The 17,190-nt window shown below is 63.5% G+C and carries 19 protein-coding genes; 12 read left to right on the forward strand and 7 right to left on the reverse strand.

Annotated features, from left to right (window positions below):
• Positions 1-76: 76 nt before the first annotated feature.
• Positions 77-265: a hypothetical protein gene (locus Q4E95_RS06045; protein ID WP_303382464.1), complete on the reverse strand. Its 189-nt coding sequence runs from the start codon at positions 263-265 to the stop codon at positions 77-79.
• Between the two features lie 147 nt (positions 266-412).
• Here Q4E95_RS06045 and Q4E95_RS06050 point away from each other — a divergent pair, with 147 nt between their 5' ends.
• Positions 413-1,435: an NADP-dependent oxidoreductase gene (locus Q4E95_RS06050; RefSeq protein WP_303382465.1), complete on the forward strand. Its 1,023-nt coding sequence runs from the start codon at positions 413-415 to the stop codon at positions 1,433-1,435.
• 122 nt (positions 1,436-1,557) lie between these two features.
• Here Q4E95_RS06050 and Q4E95_RS06055 read toward each other — a convergent pair whose 3' ends face one another.
• The 3 genes from Q4E95_RS06055 to Q4E95_RS06065 all read right to left on the reverse strand — a co-directional run bounded on the left by Q4E95_RS06055 (position 1,558) and on the right by Q4E95_RS06065 (position 3,377).
• Complete coding sequence (locus tag Q4E95_RS06055; RefSeq protein ID WP_303382466.1) at positions 1,558-2,088, reverse strand: hypothetical protein; 531 nt, start codon at positions 2,086-2,088, stop codon at positions 1,558-1,560.
• Entirely contained in the window at positions 2,081-2,830 is a 750-nt protein-coding gene (locus Q4E95_RS06060) for a glycosyltransferase family A protein (RefSeq protein WP_303382467.1), read from the reverse strand. Before Q4E95_RS06060 ends, Q4E95_RS06055 begins: the two co-directional genes overlap by 8 nt.
• 94 nt (positions 2,831-2,924) lie before the next feature.
• Entirely contained in the window at positions 2,925-3,377 is a 453-nt protein-coding gene (locus Q4E95_RS06065) for a pyrimidine dimer DNA glycosylase/endonuclease V (protein WP_303382468.1), read from the reverse strand.
• A gap of 116 nt (positions 3,378-3,493) precedes the next feature.
• Here Q4E95_RS06065 and Q4E95_RS06070 point away from each other — a divergent pair, with 116 nt between their 5' ends.
• The 6 genes from Q4E95_RS06070 (at position 3,494) to Q4E95_RS06095 (ending at position 9,395) form a co-directional block, all read left to right on the forward strand.
• Positions 3,494-4,168 (forward strand): DedA family protein, encoded by a 675-nt coding sequence (locus tag Q4E95_RS06070; RefSeq protein WP_303382469.1) that lies wholly within the window; start codon positions 3,494-3,496, stop codon positions 4,166-4,168.
• A gap of 40 nt (positions 4,169-4,208) precedes the next feature.
• On the forward strand, positions 4,209-4,613 hold the full coding sequence (locus Q4E95_RS06075) for an SdpI family protein (protein ID WP_303382470.1): 405 nt from the start codon (positions 4,209-4,211) through the stop codon (positions 4,611-4,613).
• 119 nt (positions 4,614-4,732) lie between these two features.
• On the forward strand, positions 4,733-5,359 hold the full coding sequence (locus Q4E95_RS06080) for a TetR/AcrR family transcriptional regulator (RefSeq protein WP_303382471.1): 627 nt from the start codon (positions 4,733-4,735) through the stop codon (positions 5,357-5,359).
• An 82-nt stretch (positions 5,360-5,441) separates the two neighbouring features.
• Entirely contained in the window at positions 5,442-6,635 is a 1,194-nt protein-coding gene (locus tag Q4E95_RS06085) for a PLP-dependent aminotransferase family protein (RefSeq protein WP_303382472.1), read from the forward strand.
• A gap of 77 nt (positions 6,636-6,712) precedes the next feature.
• Complete coding sequence (locus tag Q4E95_RS06090; protein ID WP_303382473.1) at positions 6,713-7,519, forward strand: MerR family transcriptional regulator; 807 nt, start codon at positions 6,713-6,715, stop codon at positions 7,517-7,519.
• Between the two features lie 160 nt (positions 7,520-7,679).
• Complete coding sequence (locus Q4E95_RS06095) at positions 7,680-9,395, forward strand: choline/carnitine O-acyltransferase (protein WP_303382474.1); 1,716 nt, start codon at positions 7,680-7,682, stop codon at positions 9,393-9,395.
• A gap of 39 nt (positions 9,396-9,434) precedes the next feature.
• Here Q4E95_RS06095 and Q4E95_RS06100 read toward each other — a convergent pair whose 3' ends face one another.
• Entirely contained in the window at positions 9,435-9,617 is a 183-nt protein-coding gene (locus Q4E95_RS06100; protein WP_095797040.1) for a hypothetical protein, read from the reverse strand.
• A 3-nt stretch (positions 9,618-9,620) separates the two neighbouring features.
• A complete protein-coding gene (locus tag Q4E95_RS06105; RefSeq protein WP_095797039.1) occupies positions 9,621-9,812 on the reverse strand; it encodes a hypothetical protein in 192 nt (63 codons plus the stop codon).
• A gap of 222 nt (positions 9,813-10,034) precedes the next feature.
• Here Q4E95_RS06105 and Q4E95_RS06110 point away from each other — a divergent pair, with 222 nt between their 5' ends.
• From Q4E95_RS06110 to Q4E95_RS06120, 3 genes are all read left to right on the forward strand, one after another.
• Positions 10,035-11,420, forward strand: coding sequence for an MFS transporter (locus tag Q4E95_RS06110; RefSeq protein WP_303382475.1), 1,386 nt, complete (start codon positions 10,035-10,037; stop codon positions 11,418-11,420).
• Between the two features lie 18 nt (positions 11,421-11,438).
• Positions 11,439-13,091, forward strand: coding sequence for an amidohydrolase (locus Q4E95_RS06115; RefSeq protein ID WP_303382476.1), 1,653 nt, complete (start codon positions 11,439-11,441; stop codon positions 13,089-13,091).
• 98 nt (positions 13,092-13,189) lie between these two features.
• Positions 13,190-14,155 (forward strand): DUF368 domain-containing protein, encoded by a 966-nt coding sequence (locus Q4E95_RS06120; protein ID WP_303382477.1) that lies wholly within the window; start codon positions 13,190-13,192, stop codon positions 14,153-14,155.
• Here Q4E95_RS06120 and Q4E95_RS06125 read toward each other — a convergent pair.
• Positions 14,152-14,589 (reverse strand): PaaI family thioesterase, encoded by a 438-nt coding sequence (locus Q4E95_RS06125; RefSeq protein ID WP_303382478.1) that lies wholly within the window; start codon positions 14,587-14,589, stop codon positions 14,152-14,154. The two genes, Q4E95_RS06120 and Q4E95_RS06125, sit on opposite strands and share 4 nt — an antisense overlap.
• A 303-nt stretch (positions 14,590-14,892) precedes the next feature.
• On the opposite strand from Q4E95_RS06125, the gene Q4E95_RS06130 reads away from it, so the two are divergent.
• Entirely contained in the window at positions 14,893-15,969 is a 1,077-nt protein-coding gene (locus tag Q4E95_RS06130; RefSeq protein ID WP_095797276.1) for a 2,3-butanediol dehydrogenase, read from the forward strand.
• Positions 15,970-16,144: 175 nt separating this feature from the next.
• Positions 16,145-17,104 carry a helix-turn-helix domain-containing protein gene (locus Q4E95_RS06135; protein WP_303382479.1) on the forward strand — a complete coding sequence of 320 codons (960 nt, stop codon included), beginning with the start codon at positions 16,145-16,147 and terminating at the stop codon, positions 17,102-17,104.
• Positions 17,105-17,190: the final 86 nt, after the last annotated feature.

The following is a 17,190-nucleotide window of genomic DNA, read 5'->3' on the forward strand; positions in this document are numbered from 1 at the left end:
GTTCATGTCACCACAGTGACATGCTTCCGGACGTGGGACTAGCGGTTTTCGGACACGGGCGCGAAGTAGGGATCGGTCAGTTGTCGAATGGACGGTGGGATTCTCGTGGAGTGTCCCGACCGAACACGCCCACCGCAATCCACGAGATGGCCACAATGGCACCGCCCAGGGCCGCATAGGCCTGGGAGGTGTCAAAGGCTGCAAAGCCCGCCCCGTAGAGAATGGTGATGACCAGGGCAACGAAAGCCAGAGTTTGCCGTTTCATGACTTGAGTGTCCCAACCACTGGCGGGCGGCGCTACTGACAATTGTCATGATTCGGACGCGGGTTCCATATGCGCTCAGCGCAAGCCCTCACCAGCCCTTGCGCACCCATATAGGGTCTTAACCCCTAACCATTGAGTGGAGAAGTCATGCGCGCGATCAGTTTTTCCAAGTACGGCGGCCCAGATGTCATGAAACTACAAGACTTGCCGCAACCGGTCCCGGAAGCGAATCAGGTTCTGATCCGCGCGGTCACCGCCGGGTTGAATCCCGTGGACGCACTGCAGCGGCAGGGAACTTTCAGGCTGGCGCACCCCTACACGTTCCCAAAGATCGCAGGCAACGAATTGAGCGGAGTGGTCGAATCTGTTGGTTCGCTCGTCCGCGAATTTCAACCGGGTGACCATGTCATGACCCGCACCGGTTCGGAACAATTGAGTGCTCTGGCCGATTACGTCGCGGTGGACCAGGATTTCGTGGCACGAGCACCCCAGAACATCCCACTGTCGGATGCCGCAGCCATCCCGTTGGCGGGCCTGACTGCCCAGCAGGCCCTGGGTCCGGAGCACCTCGGCCTTCAGGCGGGCGAACACCTGCTGATCACCGGTGGGGCCGGCGGTGTGGGGCTTCTGGCCATCCAACTGGCCAAGCTGAAGGGCGCGCACGTAACAACCACGGCGTCGTCGGCGGGCGAAAAGCTGGTGCGCAAGGCCGGGGCGGACCACGTTATCAACTATCGTGAACGGAAAATATCCGACGGCGTCGAGCGTTTCACCAAGGTCCTGGACCTGGTGGGCGGTGACACCGTGACTGATCTGATGGCAACTGTGGAGCGCGGGGGAGCCGTGGTGAGCATTGCTGGTCCGCCCACCCCCGGAAGTCTGGCCGGAGACACAGACCTTTCCAGGTCCAAGGCCGCGCTGGTGCGAGGCGTCGAGGAGCTACTGAGCTTCAAGATGCGCCGTTTGGCCAAGAAGGCCGGGGTAACGTACGAATTCTTTCTCATGCACCCGGACGGCGCGGGCCTGACCAAGCTGGCCTCGCTGGTGGATCAGGGTGAACTGCGGGCCACAATCGACAGTCGATATCCATTCGACCAGTTCAGGGACGCCTTCGAACAGCTGGAGTCCAGGCGCTCCAAGGGCAAAGTGCTCGTCGAGATCTCCGCATAGTTTGTTCCAGGACGACGACGCTGCGTGGGGCACCCACCGAGGGTGCCCCACGTTTTTACTTTCCGGGGTTCAAAGCGGCGATCGCTGCACCGGGTGAGGTTTCACGGTTGCCGCTTTCTTTCTTAAAGAGATTTCCTGTGAAGTCCCGCCAGGGAAGCACCCAGGACCCCAACGGCCACGTCACTGAGGGTGTCGAGCGGGGGAATATGGATGTCCGGGGTCACGAACAGGAACCCAACGAGCTCCATGAGCTCCCACACCAAAGCCAGCACCAGGCCAATGCCTGAGCCCATCAGAATCCTCCGGCGAGTGGGGAGGGCACCCCGACTCGGGGCGCGGTGGAGCACGAGATTCCAGACGATCAATACCAGCACGTACATGCAGATGAAGTGGATCAAAAGATCCCACCACGAGATTCTGATGTAGAGCTGTTCCGCGGCACTCACCCCGGCAATCAGCATCACCAAACTGGACACGCCCCGCGCGTACCCGTTACGGAAGCAGAGAAAGGCCACCACCTGGCCGAGCCCGGCCAGGAGCAGGACGGCAACATCGATCCACCGCTCTTGAATGCTGTACAGCAGGGCAAAGAGCAGGGCCGAGAAGCACATACTTGAGGCGACATATTCGCCCACGGGTCGCCGCTCAGCCACTCGAGGCGCTCCACCGGTCTCGCATCCGAGCCCATGGTTTTTGGATCGCCCAGTTGGTTTTCATGGTGCTGTGCGCCATGCGAAGTTGTCGCACGATTCGGGAGGGTGAGGCGGCCGCCCGCCAGGACACCAACATCACGTTGCGATGATCCAACCGGATTGTCTGGTTCGGGCCCAGCTGGAAACTGAGGTCGTAGTCGTCATGGATGTCCGCCGACAAATGGACTCGGTCCCGAACCGAATGCCACCACGCAGCGGTCATGGCCATGTTGGACCCCCACAGCGCCACGTGGCCCAGTGCTAACCCAGCCACGAGACGGTACGTATACGAGTACAGGGCCCCCGCCAATCTCCCCAGCGCGGGGTACCGGGGTCCGAACCGAGCGATCCCTGACACTGCGACCACTTGGTTTGCCCCAGTGGAGGAGGCGCAGCGCTCCATGGTTGTCATCATGCGCTCAACCCACTGCGGTGAGGGAATGCTGTCCGCGTCGCAGCGCAGGATCACGGGATGCCGAGCGGCGTCGTACCCCGAGCGGACGGCGTATGCCACACCGGGGATGTCTTCGCGGAAACACGTGACCTCGGGGAATTCACCGAGGACTGCGGCGATGTCGTCCGTGGAGCCGTTATCCACCACGATGATTTGATCCGGAAGGCGGGTCTGACGGCTCAAGGCACGCAGGCACCGATGTAGGTGCCCGGAATCGTTGCGTGTGGGGATGACCACGCTGCACTTCATGAGTCTCCAAGCCGGGGAAAGGGATTACCTGCGACTTTACGTGGGTCATCGACGGTTGTCCCGGCGAGGCCGGCGGAGTTCGCTCACTGCGGCACTATTCGTCCCGTGGCTTGACGCGCTCCCACCTCTCAATGGGTCCATCGACCACGGCAAAGAGCGGATGCGGCTCGGCAATCGTGGTGTCGTCCAGGTGCGCGCGACCCCACTCAGGGTCACGGCCCTCGACTTTGTTTCGCAGAAAGGAGAGTTCGTAGTCGAGTTGCCCAGAGGTCACAGAGATGATGTCCGGGTCGGCAGAACGAGCACGTGAGATGCGGCCGCGGTCAAAGGAGTACCCGCGTCGATCTGCCTCGTCCGCAATGGCGTGCAGATAATCCGCAACTGACTGGAGAGGATCCGATCGGTCCCGGAAGCGCTCAAGCTGAGGGTGGCGGGTATATCCCTTGGTCTCACCTCGTAGGACCTTCTGGGCCAGAAGGGTTTCCCGCCAGCCGGCGACCAACGCGCGGCGGTCCAGCAGCGCGGGATCCAATGACCAAAGTCTCATGAACCCATTGTGCCTGCTCGATCGTCCGCACTTGTCCGCCGGGCATTTCGGGGAAGCTCCTAGCACCCTCGCGTATCATGGGCGCGTTCCCGAACCCCACACAAAGTGAATCCACAATGCCCTTTGCCTCTGTCCTTCTGCCCGCCCAAGCAGCCGGTGGTGCTGAACTTGATGGTCTTGCGGGGTGGGTGGTCGACGTCATGGAGGCCATCGGCGCCCCGGGTGCCGGTTTGCTGGTAGCGCTTGAGAACCTGTTCCCTCCGCTGCCCTCCGAGGTCATCCTTCCGCTGGCCGGATTCACCGCGAGTCAGGGCAACTTCTCCCTGGCGGGAGCGATTTTCTGGACCACCCTGGGCTCGGTTGTCGGCGCCATTGCCCTGTACTGGATCGGTGTTGCACTGGGCCGCCGTCGGCTGCGCATCATTGTGGACAAGATGCCCCTGGTCGATCTCGAAGATCTGGATCGCACCGAAGCCTGGTTCGAGCGGCACGGTAAAGCCACCGTGTTCTTTGGCAGGATGGTGCCGATCTTCAGGTCATTGATTTCCATCCCCGCCGGTATCGAACGCATGTCTTTCCCGCTCTTCGTTGTACTGAGTGCGGCGGGGTCTTTGATCTGGAACACTATTTTCGTGGTCGCGGGGTACTTCCTCGGCGAGAATTGGCATATTGCGGAGCAGTACGCCGGCGTCTTTTCCCGCATTGTGGTTATCGCCGTTCTGGCCTTCCTGATCTGGTGGGTTGTGCGTCGTGTGCGCCGTAACCGGAGAGGCCGAGCGGCAGAGCACTGATCTTGCAGAGACCCGGTCCGAGCAGAAAGCGGGTAAGTCCATGAATCTCATGGGCATTCTGGGAGGCCTGGGTCTTTTCATGATCGGAGGTTTTCATCTCATGATCGCCAAACAGGGTGCGCTCGGGCTGATCGGGCGCAACGGTGCGATTGGAATTCGCACCAGAAAGACTCAAGCTTCCGATGCCGCTTGGGACGCTGCGCATCGTGCCGCGGCGCCGCTCATGCGCACGGTGGGGATTGCGTCGCTCATTTTTGGAGCGGCACTCGTACTTTCGGGATTCGTGTGGCAACAAGAAAATCCGCCAGCCGTCACCATGATCGTCTTTGCGCTGGGCTACGGCGCGGTACTTGTGGGTTCAGTTCCTATAACGATCAAGGCAAATGCAGCCGCGTCCAGAGCACACGCCAACCAGGAGCAGTCGATCCTCTCCGGACGTCGCTGATGTGACGTGCTGCGGAGTGCCCCCAAGACACTCCGCAGAAGCTAGGCGCCGGAGGGCGCGTAGACACGTCTGACTATATATAACACCGTTATTATGCTTCTGACCAGTAGCATGACGGGGTGGCTAGACCCAAGAAGTTTGACGACGAAACCCGCGCCGCGCTGATTCGTGATACCGCAGACCAAATCGTGACCGGCGGAGTTGAGTCCGTGTCCTTGCGTCCGCTGGCGGCCAAGCATGGTTTTTCTACCACGGCGATTTACACCATGTTCGGGAGCCGTGGCGCCCTGATCGGGGCCGTCATCCATGAGTCGGTCCGCAGCTTCATCAAGTCCCAGGAAAGTGTCCCGGTCACTGGCGACCCACTGGCCGACCTGTTGGATCTCGGCCGGGCTTACCGTGGATGGGCCCTTTCTTTTCCCGCTCTGTACAACGTCATGATGGGCCGTGGCGGGAAACGCCCGAATATCAATCTTGAGAACTTCACCGAGGACCCTCCGGACGGATTATCCTCCAGGGCTGCTATCGATACTCTGCTTCGGCGCGTGGACGAGTGCATGAAAGCAGGCGTTCTGGGGGATTTCCCGCTCAACGAAGTGGTGTATTCCATCTGGGTGAGTGTGCACGGGTGGGTCTCCATGGAGGCCACTCGGCCGGCCCTGGTCAGCCAGAATTCGGATGAAGCATTCGAACGTTACATGCGGTCCCTTATCCGGGCATGGTCCCCGCCAGCGCTGGTCGAATAATTATTGCGCGCCCCTGGGAGGCGGGGGTAGGTAACTTCGGCTTCTCAAGGCGACCGAGCGCCGTCGTGAAATACTCACTTCCATGAGTGCACAGGGTGAGTTCAGATTCCGCGTGGCCGACCGTTTGGACGGAGTGGATTCCTCACCGGTGCGGGACCTGCTGGACGCGGTGTCCAAGGAGGGCGTCATCTCCTTTGCCGGCGGCGTGCCTGACCCCGAGTACTTCGAGGTCGAGGACATCCGCGCGGCCTACGACTGGGTCTTCGCAAACCACGCCCAGCGCGCACTGCAGTACGCGTCGAGCGAGGGCGAGGTGGAGCTCCGGGAGCAGGCCGCCCTCCGGATCAGCCGCTATCTCGAAACCACCCCTGAACAAATTCAGGTGACCACGGGATCGCAAGAGGGATTGTTCGTGGTTGCACAGGCCCTCGTGAACCCGGGTGACGTGGTGCTGGTCGAACGCCCCACCTACCTGGCCGCGGTCCAGGCCTTCGAGCTCAACGGTGCGCGCCTGATCGGTGTGCCCACCGACGCGAACGGGGTGATTCCGCACGAGCTGGAGAAGCTCATCGCGGAGCACTCACCCAAGTTCGTCTACCTGATTCCCTCGTTCCAGAACCCGTCCGGCGTGTGCATGTCGGTGGAGCGTCGCGCGGCGGTTGCCGATGTCCTGCTGCGTACCGGCGCCGCGCTTGTGGAGGACGACCCGTACGGCGAATTGTGTTTCGACGGTGAGCCACTGCCGCCCATTGCATCCCAGCCGGGAATGCCCGCGCAGACCATCCTGTTGAACTCGGTTTCCAAGGTCATTGCCCCGGGCGTGCGTATCGGGTGGATGCGCTCGGAAGGCCCCATCCAATTCACGCTCACCGTGGCCAAGCAGGCGATCGGGCTGCAATCCCCGGTCCCGGACCAGCTGGCGGTTGCGCGCTATCTCGCCACGGCCGACGTCGAAGCCCATCTGAACAAGGTCCGTCCCGTCTACGCGCTGCGAGCCAAGGCCATGTACCGGAGCCTGCAGCGCATTCTTCCCGACGGCGCCGAGGTCACCCAGCCCGACGGCGGCATGTTCCTGTGGGTCCGGCTGGGCCACGGAATCGACACCGCCCGCTTGCTGGAAATCGCGCTCGACGAGGGTGTCGCGTTCGTACCCGGCGCGTCGTTCTTCGCCCACGATCCGGACCGCTCGACCATGCGCTTGTCGTTCGTGACCCACTCACCCGAGGTCATCGACGAGGGGCTCGATAGGTTGGGCCGGGCGCTGGCCAAGTATTAGGGCTTGACCCTCACGCGACGTCAGGGCGAACAGTAGGGGTTGTGAGAGATGCTGAAGCCATGACGCACGGACCCCGGGTGACCGAAAATCCAACGGGAGACGAGCTGCTGACGGTGGGGGCGGCGTCGTCGTTGATCGGCGTGAGCGTGCGGACGCTGCATCACTGGGACCATGTGGGCCTGGTGAGCCCCAGCGGCCGCACGAGCACGGGATATCGCCTGTATTCGGCGGACGACGTCGCGCGGATCCACCGCGTGCTCGTCTACCGGGAGCTGGGGTTTTCGCTGGCCGAGGTGGGCGAGATTCTGGACGACCCGTCCGTCAACGGGTCCGCCCACCTCGAGAGGCAGCGAGAGTTGCTGGCCGAACGCATCGATCACCTGCAGCAGATGGTCTGCGCAGTGGATCACATGATGGAGGCGCAAGCCATGAACAAGAAACTCACTCCACAGGAACAAAGCGAGATCTTCGGCCAGGACTGGAACCCCGAGTACCAGCGCGAGGCCGAGGAACGCTGGGGCGACACCGACCAGTGGGAACAGTCGCAACGGCGAGCCGCCACGATGTCCAAGGAGGACTGGTGGCGGATCAAGGCGGACGGTGACCAGCTCAACCAGGAGTTGGCTCAGGCCGCGCGGGACGGTGTGGAACCGGGGACGGATCAGGCCAATCAGCTGGCCGAACGGCACCGTGAATCCATTGCCCAGTTCTACGACTGCACCCACTCGATGCATGTGCTTCTGGCCGGTATGTACACCCAGGATCCGCGGTTCACGGAGTACTACGAGACGCTCGAACCGGGGCTCGCGGACTGGCTGTACCGCGCGGCGGCCGAGAACGCTCGGGTCCACGGCGTGAACCCGGACACCGCCACGTGGGAGTAACCGCACCGCCCCGGGGACAGCGCGTGTGAGTGATGACGCGCTGTTCACGGGGCGGATTTTTAGCCTGCGTCGCAGTGTTCTCCGGCAAGATAGAGGGTGAAACCGCATCGACGGCGGCCGTGCCCGTGCGTTTCGGTGCGCCGTGTTGAGAGGATCCCGCATGTCCGTGAAGCCGCTGCCCGTTCCCGAGCTGGACGCAACACTCGACCGTTTCCTGACCACGGTCCGTCCCCTGGTGGACGATGTCACCTACGGCGAGACCGTCGAGGCCACCGAGGTTTTCCGCACGCAGCACGGCCCCAGCGTGCAGGCGGGCCTGGAAGAATTCGCCCGCGATCAGAACGCCGCGGGCAACAGCTGGTTGTCCCAGGACTGGCTCAGCGGGTACCTGATGACCCGCACGTCCCTGCCGTTGACCTCCAACGTGGGCTTCCAGATCACCGGTGACTTTGGCGCTCCGGGCCTGGGGCGGGCGGCGGAACTGGTGTACCGAGCGGCGTCGGTGCATTTGCAGCAGGTGCGCGGTGAGACCCCTCAGGAGGTGGATCCGCGCGGCAACGACATCAGCATGGAGCAGTGGCGCTGCTTGGAAGGCGGGCTGCGGCACCCGGCCACGGAGATCGATGAAATCATCCGTCCGGAGCTGTCCGCGGCTGAGCGCGAGATCGGCGTGATCCACCGCGGCCGACTGCATGCTGTGCCCATCAGTGATGCGGACGGGCAGCCGCTGTCGCTGCGTACCCTGGCCGAAACGTTGCGTTCGGTCATCGACGGCGCCGAGGCCACCGCCGAGCCCGAGCCCCCGTTCGGCACGCTGTCCTACTTGGGCAGTGAGAAGGCCGCGCCGCTGCTGGAAGAGCTGACCGAGAACCCCCACAACGCGGACATCTACGACCGGATCACCCGCATGATCTTCATGGTCAACCTGCTGGACGCTCAGGCGGAGGTCGTTGAGCACCTCGAGCGCTCGGCCTTCGAAGTGGGTCACGCGTGGGCCTACAAACCCCTGACCTACGAGGTGTGCCTGGCCGACGAATGGCTGGCCATCCACGTGGAACACAGCACGGTGGACGGCGCCACCATCCTGGCCGCGGTGGCTCGGATGCAGGAGCTGGCCATTCCGGAGGAGCCGGTCGCCTCGGAACGGCCGGAGCCGGAGCTGCTGACCTGGGCGCTGAGTGACTCCCTGCGCTCGACACTGCTGACCGAGCTCGCCGCCTACCGCCGCGAGGCCGCCCTGCACGGCGTGCACCGGGTGTTCGTGCCGCGGCCGCACAAGGCCGAACTTCCGTTCCGCATCAGCGACGACGCCGCTCAGCAACTGATCATGCTTTACGCCCAGTTGGCCACGTACAACCGGGTGCGCAGCGTGTACGAGGCCGTGGACATGCGCGAATATCAGGCCGGCCGCACGGAATGCCTGCGCCCGGTGACCTCTGAGGCCGTGGAATTCATTGCGGCGCTGCAGGCAGGGGAGGCCACCCTGGAACGGTTCCAGGCCGCCCTCGACGCTCACCGGGACTGGATCAAGACATGTAAATCCGCGCACGGCATCGACCGTCACTTACTGGGTCTGCAGTACGTGTCCGAGCGCAACGGTGTGGACACTGACTTTTTCACCAACCCCGGGCTGGCCACCATGCGCCGGGATTTCCTGTCCACCACGTCCATCGGCGGCCCGGAGCAGATCGTGCGCTACGCCTTTGCCCCCACCACACCCGAGGGCTTCGGCATGACCTACACGCGCCTGCCGGGAGGGTACGAGTACTGCATCAACTACCGCCGGGACACTTCCGAAGATCTGGAAGGGTTTGCCCGCAACCTCACCGTGGGTGCGGAGAAACTGTGGGAGTTCGTGCTGACGCCGCATCCGTGACGCGGGCGCGGGTCACGGGTACGGCGCTCGTTGCCCACCTTAGTTGGGCGTGTCCGGGTCGCGGCCCTGGGAATCGGTCATGGCACCGATCCCGCCGTCCGCGGGCTGGTGTTGTGCGTCACCGTCCCGCAGGAACTCCTGTTCCTGCTCCGGGGTCATTCCCACGGTTCGTTCCTCGGTCGACTGCTCCGAGTCCCGGCCCGCCTCGTCCTCGCGGCCCACGTCTCAGCCCTCGCGTTGGGCGAGGATGTCGTCCAGCGTTTCGCGCACGGCCTGACGGGCCGCCACGCGAGAACTTGCAGCGCGCTGCTGTTCGTTGTTGTCGGCATCCTCAACGCGTTGCATTTCTTCCTCCTCGCGTTCCTTGGCCTTGTCACGTGCGGTTTCCAGGGCATCCCAGATGCTGTTTTCACTCATGCCCACATTTGACCACTTGGAACGGGACGTGACAACCGTCCGGGGGAAACTGATTGTTCCGCCACGTTCGTGACTTTCCATGGTGCTGCGACCAGGGATGAAAGGTGTGCCCCCGATGGATGTGATCGTATGAGAGGCTGGTCACATAAGAAGGACTATTGGTTCGGGGCCACGTGTCAACACAACCGAACCCGGCCAACACGTTCTGACCCGGAGGTTCTCATGTCCAGCACTGCCGGTGGCCCCGTGGACCACACTGCGCACCGCCCGGCGGCCCGAGTCCATGACCCCAAGAAGGCCCGCCGCGCCCTGATGGGTGCCTACGTGGGGACGTCCCTCGAGTGGTACGACTTCTTCCTGTTCGGCACCACGTCCGCCATTGTGTTCGCCCCGCTGTTCTTCGGCGGCGACGACCCGGCGCTGGCCACCATTAGCTCGTTCCTGCTCTTCGGTGTCGGTTTCATTGCCCGCCCCGTGGGTGCGCTGCTCGCCGGTCACTTCGGTGACCGCATTGGCCGTCGGACCATTCTGATGATCACCATCGTGGCCATGGGAGTGGCCTCCACCCTGATTGGCCTGCTGCCCACCTATGAGACCGCGGGACTGGTTGCGCCCATCCTGCTCGGGGTGTTGCGTTTCGTGCAGGGCATGGCCGCCGGTGGTGAATGGGGTGGTGCCACGCTGCTGGCCGTGGAGAACGCGCCTGAGAACAAGCGTGGCTTCTACGGATCCGTGGTGCAGCTGGGTTCACCCACCGGAACCATTCTCTCCAGTGTGATCGTGGCCGCCGTGGTGGCCGCATCCGGTGAGCAGTTCCTCGAGGGTGCCTGGCGTATCCCGTACCTGATCTCCATCCTGCTGGTCGCCGTGGGCGTGTGGATCCGGTTGAAGGTCGACGAGACCGATGACTTCAAGGAAGCCGAAGCGGCCAGGGCCGCCTCGCCCGCCGAGAAGGAAAGCGCACCCGTCGTCGAAATTATCCGGACCGTCCCGGGTCGCCTGCTCGTGGGCATCGGCACGTACCTGTTCGGCAATGCCGGTTTCTTCATGCTCACCACGTTCATGATCAGCTACGTGGTCATGGAATTGGATTTGCCGTCCACGGTGATCCTGAACGCCATCACCTGGGGTGCCGTGGCGCAGATCGTGTGCATGTTCGTGGCCGGCAAGGTCGCGGACAAGACCAGCTCCTCCGCCGTGGTGGTGGTCGGCTATGTGATTGCCGCCCTCGTGGCCTTCCCGATCTTCTGGCTCGTGGATACCCGTTCCGCCGCCATGATCACGGTGGCGCTGATCCTGGGCCTGGGCTTCGCCTCGATCGCCTACGCCACCGTGGGCACCGTGTTGACCCAGCTGTTCCCGGTCAAGATCCGTTATTCGGCCATCGCGCTCTCGGCCAACCTCGCGGGCATCGTGGCCGGCTTCATGCCGGCCCTGGCCCAAACCATCCTCTCCGCCACGGGTGGCGGGTCGCTCGGTCCCGCGATCCTGTTGTTCACGATCGCCGTGATCTCCCTGGTGTCCTCCATCATCGCGAGGATCCTCATTCGGCGAGACGATGCCCAGGGCATCGACCACATCGGCGGGGAACTGCTCAACCGCACGTAACCTCCGGAGGAGACACATTTGGAGCGTCCCACCCGCAACCTCACCGTCATCAACGCCGTGGTGTACGACCCCGGCAGCGCGTACGAAACCGCACCGCGCGGCGTCGTCGTGCGCGATGGGGTGATCACCTTTGTGGGCAGCTCGGAGCAAGCGCGCGAGCGCAGCGCCCCTGGCGCCCCGGTGATCGATGCGGGTGGGCGTTTTCTCATGCCGGGGCTCATTGAATCGCATGGCCATCCAGGAATGTATGCCAGGAGCCTGCTGCAGGTGGATTGCCGCCCGGCCGTCACGCCCACGGTCGAAACCATCGTGTCCGCCATCTCTCACGAGGCCGAACGCGCTGAGCCCGGCGAGTGGCTCGCGGGCTGGGGCTATGACGAACACCGCATGGAAGGCCCCGGCCCCACGCTGCAGGATCTGGATCGCGCGGCGCCCGAGAATCCCGTGTTTCTGCGCCGCACGTGCGCTCACATGGCGCTGGTGAACACCGCCGCGCTGGAACGGGTCGGTATCACCGATGACACCGCGGATCCGTCCGGTGGTTGCATCGTGCGTGAGCCGGACTCGGGCCGTGCCACGGGCCTGCTCCAGGAGAAAGCGATGTCCCTGGTGGACCTCCCCACGGACACCCCCGAAGGGATGACCGAGGGAATGCGCCTCGCTCTGGATGACCTCGCCGGCAAGGGCGTCACCACGGTCCACGACATGAGCTCCGGGCCCATCGAGATGGGCGTCTACCAAACCCTGCTCGCCGACGGCGCACTAACGGTGCGCTTCCGGCCGTGGTACTTCGCGCTCGCGCAGGGTGAGTTCCCGGGCAGTTACGACGCCGTTCTGGGCACCGGCCTGCGTAGCGGTTTCGGCAACGACATGCTGCGGTACCAGGGGCTCAAGTTCGTGCTCGACGGCTCCGTGGGCGGTCGCACCGCCGCGCTCGCCGAGCCGTTCGAGGGCAGCAGCTCGCGCGGAATCCTCTACTACGACACCTCGGAGATCGAACCCCTCGTGGTCAAGGCCATTGCTGCGGGTCAACGAGTGGCCGTGCACGGGATCGGTGAGCGCGCCGTGACCCAGGCGTTGGATCTGATCGAGGCCGGCGGGCGAGCTGCGGGGCATGGTCACTACGACACCCTGGTCCGTTCGAGGCGGCACCGGGTGGAACACTGCGGGTTACCCAATCAGGACGAACTGGACCGGCTGCGGGACGGCAACATCATTGCCGCGGCCTCCACGGCGTTCCTCTACGAGCTGGGCGACAGCTACCTCAACAACTTGGGTCCCGAACGGATTGCGCGCACCTATCCCATGCGCACATTCATCGACCACGGAATCCAAGCGCCCATCAATTCGGACTTCCCCGTGACCACACCCAATCCCTGGCTGGGCATGTATGCCGCCGTGGCCAGGCGGACCTCCTCCGGCAGGCTTCTGGATACCGTCCAGAACATCTCCGTGGCGGAAGCCATTGCCGCGTTCACCACCGTTGCCGCCCGCACGTCCTTTGAAGAAGACCGGTTGGGCCGCGTCACGGAAGGTTTCCTGGCAGACCTGGTGCTCATGGACCGCGATCCGTTCAGTGTTGAGACCGAGGACCTCAAGGACCTCCGACCGGTTCTCACCGTGTGTGACGGCCGGGTCGTTTACCGCGATGAAGCGGAGAACAACCACTGAGACTGCGGGTTGCCCACCACCGTTGACGGTCTGAGGCCCCGCACGGGTTGGCCGGGTACCGTGGCCCCTTCAGCCGCCAACGAGGGGAACACGACTGCATGGGTGCCACCGCGCAACTAACCACGGAACCGCATCGGATCACCGAACACCGTAATATTCCGGGAAACCTGCTCCGCGGTGCTCTGATCGGCACGGTGGAAACCATCCCCGGGGTGTCCGGCGGCACGGTCGCGCTGGTCGTGGGGATCTACGACGAGCTCATCGACTCCGCCTCCCACGTGGTCAGTGCGGGCAAACGGGCCATCGTGGGCCCGGACCGGGTGGCCGGGGTGAAAGAAAACCTGGCCCGGGTTCACTGGCGAATGATCATTCCCGTCATGCTGGGCATGGTGCTGGCCGTGTTCATCATTGCGGGCCCCATGTCTCGCGCGGTCGAGGCTCACCCGGAGGTCATGCGTGCCTTGTTCTTCGGCATGGTGTTGGTGTCGGTGGCCGTTCCCATTCGTCTGGCCGGGAGGAACTGGCGTGCCGTCGACTGGCTCATGGGCCTAGCGGGGTTCCTCTTCGCGTTCTTCATCGTCTCGATCCCACCCACCACGGTGGAGCCCAACCCCGTGATCATCGTGCTCGCGGCCGCCATCGCCGTCTCCGCGCTGCTGTTGCCGGGGTTGTCCGGATCCTTCATCTTGTTGACCATCGGTCTCTACCAGCCCACCTTGCAGGCCGTGGACGAATTGGACCTGGGGTACCTGGGACTTCTCATGCTCGGTGCCGTTCTGGGCATGGCGGTCATCGTCAAGGGCCTCCAGTGGCTCTTGGCCTTCCGCTACCGCCCCACCATGGTGGTCCTGGCCGGACTGATGCTCGGCGCACTGCGCGCACTGTGGCCGTGGCAGGTGGACGACCGTACGCTCGAAGCGCCCGGCGCGAACTGGCCGCTACTGCTGCTGGTCGCTGCCCTGGGCGGCATTGCGGTGGGGATCCTGTTGTACGTGGACCACAAGATGTCCACGCGCCGGGCCCAACTGGAAGCCGTCCGCGTGGACCCGGACACCGGCGCCTAGGACTCCTCGCCGCGCGGTGTCGGGGGCGTGGTGCCCTGACCCGTGAAATAGGCGACCACTCGCCCGTCGGCCTCCAGAACGACGTCGCAAATTTGGTTCCTGCCAAAACTCACCCGCCGCGTGGCCGTTGCGGTGACAGTTTCGCCCGAGTGGGCGGGGGCCACGAAGGTGATTTCCGCGTTGCGTGTGACCACCCGGGTTCCGGCGGTGGCGCAGCAGTAGGCAAGGGCGGTGTCGGCCAGGGTGAACAGGTAGCCGCCGTGGCTCATGCCGTGGCTGTTGGCCATGTGATCGGCGATCGGCATGGTCATGACCACGCGCCCCTGGTCGATGTCCCCCAACTGGATACCCAGGTGCTGCGGGGCGGGGTCGTTGCGCAGGATGTCGTGGAGCATGTCGCGAATGGCGGGCATATCGTTGGGGTCAGCGTGCATGTGGAGCCTCCGGGAACATTGGAAATAGCAAAACTCTTTATCACTGTAGGTGCGGCGGCTCGATGTGGGGACCCTCGGGCCACGAGAATGTGAGGCAGGGGCGATGAAACCCTTCATCATCACGTTCGTGAACGGCATGGGCCTGGTCCTCCACTTCTTCATTGCCTCGTCGTTGTGGGGCTGGGCCAGAAAATGCGGTCAATGCTCGCAGAACGCTTTATTTTTAGGGCCCAACATGCTTATGGTCAGACCACAGGGATCGAGTCCCCGTTCCCGATCCCATGAGTGCCCCGGAGGCCCATGATGAAAGCAGCACGGTTTTACGACCGAGGCGACATTCGCATTGAGGAGATCCCCGAGCCTGCGGTGGCTCCTGGTGAAGTAGGAATTAAGGTGGCCTGGTGCGGCATCTGCGGCACTGACCTGCACGAGTACAAGGATGGGCCGGTATTCTGTCCTACCCATGACACTCCGCATCCCATCTCAGGTGAAACTGCTCCAGTTACTCTCGGGCATGAGTTCTCCGGAGTGATCGATGAGCTTGGTGAAGGAGTGGAGGATCTTGAGATCGGCCAGCACGTGGTGGTCGAGCCCTACATCATTGGTGACGATGTCGACACCGGCCCTGATTCCAAGGACTACCATCTGTCCCCGAACATGAACTTCATCGGCCTCGCCGGACGTGGCGGTGGCCTGGGAGAGCGCATCGCTGTCAAGCGCCGCTGGGTCCACCCCATCTCCGATTCGGTGAGTTTGGATGAGGCAGCCTTGATTGAGCCCCTGTCCGTGGGGTATCACGCGGTCGAACGCTCCGGCGCGAAGGCCGGTGACGTAGCTGTAGTGGGTGGCGCCGGCCCCATTGGCTTGTTGACGGCCGCTGTGCTCAAGGCGCTGAATATCACCGTGGTGGTATCGGAGCTCTCCCCGCTGCGCCGCGAGAAAGCACTGGAGACTGGCGTTGCCGACTACGCGTTGGATCCGCGCGAAGTGGACGTGGCTGCGGAAGTCCAGGAGATCACCGACGGCAAGGGCGCGGATATTGCATTCGAGTGCACCTCCGTCCAGGTCGTGTTGGACACCCTTATGGACGCGCTTCGGCCCACTGGAGTGCTGGTGGTCGTATCGATCTGGGCGGAGCGGTCCAACTTCGATATCCACAAGCTGGTGATGAAGGAGATTGACCTGCGCGGCACTATCGCATACGTGAATTCCCACCCCGCCACCATCGAGCTCGTGGAGTCCGGCAAGATCGATCTGAAACCGTTCATCACCGGAAAGATCGGGTTGGAAGGTCTGGTGGATGAAGGGTTCGACACTCTCATTCACCGCAATGAGACGGCGGTCAAAATCTTGGTGTCCCCTTCGGGGGAGGGCCTGTGAGCGACTCCTGTTGATTTTACGGAATCTAGAAAACCCGGCGTCGCTCACGCATGAGTGGCGCCGGGTTTTCGACGCCGCCCCGTCCCGCTTGCGGTGATTGGCACCTGGTGTTTGTCGTGGCCGATTGTCCGTAGGATGCGGTCACCCGGTCAGCAAGCGAGCGAGGACAATGCGCATGTCGAACGACACGGCACATAAAGATTCTGGTCAGCACACTGATCTGACCATGGAGCAGTGGCGGACGGTGATTCGCCGTTCATTCGCGGCACTGGAGATCACGGCCCCGGACGAGGAACGCTTCCGCGCGAACCTGCGCGCCGTGGAACTCGATGACGTTCACCTGTTCGACATGACCACCGACGCTCATCGAGTGATCCGTACGGCGCAGCTGGTGGAACAGGACCAGGGTGAGTACTTCAAACTCAGCCTGCAGCTCGACGGTGAGTGCCTGCTGCGCCAGGACGGACGCGAGTGCATATTGCGCCCCGGCGATCTGGGGTTGTACGTGGCCTACCGGCCGTACGAGCTGGAGTACCGCGGACCTCAACATTCCATGGTCATGACGTTTCCCCGCTCCGTGGTGCACATGACACCGGCGCAGGTTGAATTGGTGACCGCTCGGCGAGTCACGCAGGATCACGGATTGGGCAGGGTGGCCGCGCCCATGTTCCGTGATCTGGCGGAAAATATGGATGTCCTGCACGGACCCCACGCGATGCGCCTGGTTCGCAGTGCCCTTGGAATGCTCGTGAGCGTGCTGTCCTCCGACGTCCTGGAACTGAGCGCGGAGCAGTCCGGTGATCTCTTGGTGCAGCAGGCCTCCGCCTACATCGACGACCACCTGGGGGATCCTGAGCTAACACCCGGCGCCATTGCCAAGGCGCTGTACGTGTCGGTCCGGCAGCTGCACAGCAGGTTCGCGGCCCAGGACCTGACGGTCTCCTCATCCATTCGTCTGAAGCGGTTGGAGGCCATTCGAGGTGATCTTGCGGATCCCGCGCTCGCGGACGAGACCGTACAGGCGGTGAGCGGCCGATACGGTTTGTTGGATCCCGCGCACGTGAGCAAGTCGTTCAAGGCCGAGTTCGGCGAAACACCGTCCGCCTACCGGCGGCGCATTCTGGCCGGGTCCTGACGTATTCAGCCCGAACCCGGCCGGGAGCCCCCGCCTGCACCGAGGAGCAAGACGGCTGCACGGGCAGACAACATGAGCGGCGTGAC

It is taken from the genome of Kocuria sp., from assembly GCF_030536815.1.
Lineage (GTDB): Bacteria > Actinomycetota > Actinomycetes > Actinomycetales > Micrococcaceae > Kocuria > Kocuria gwangalliensis.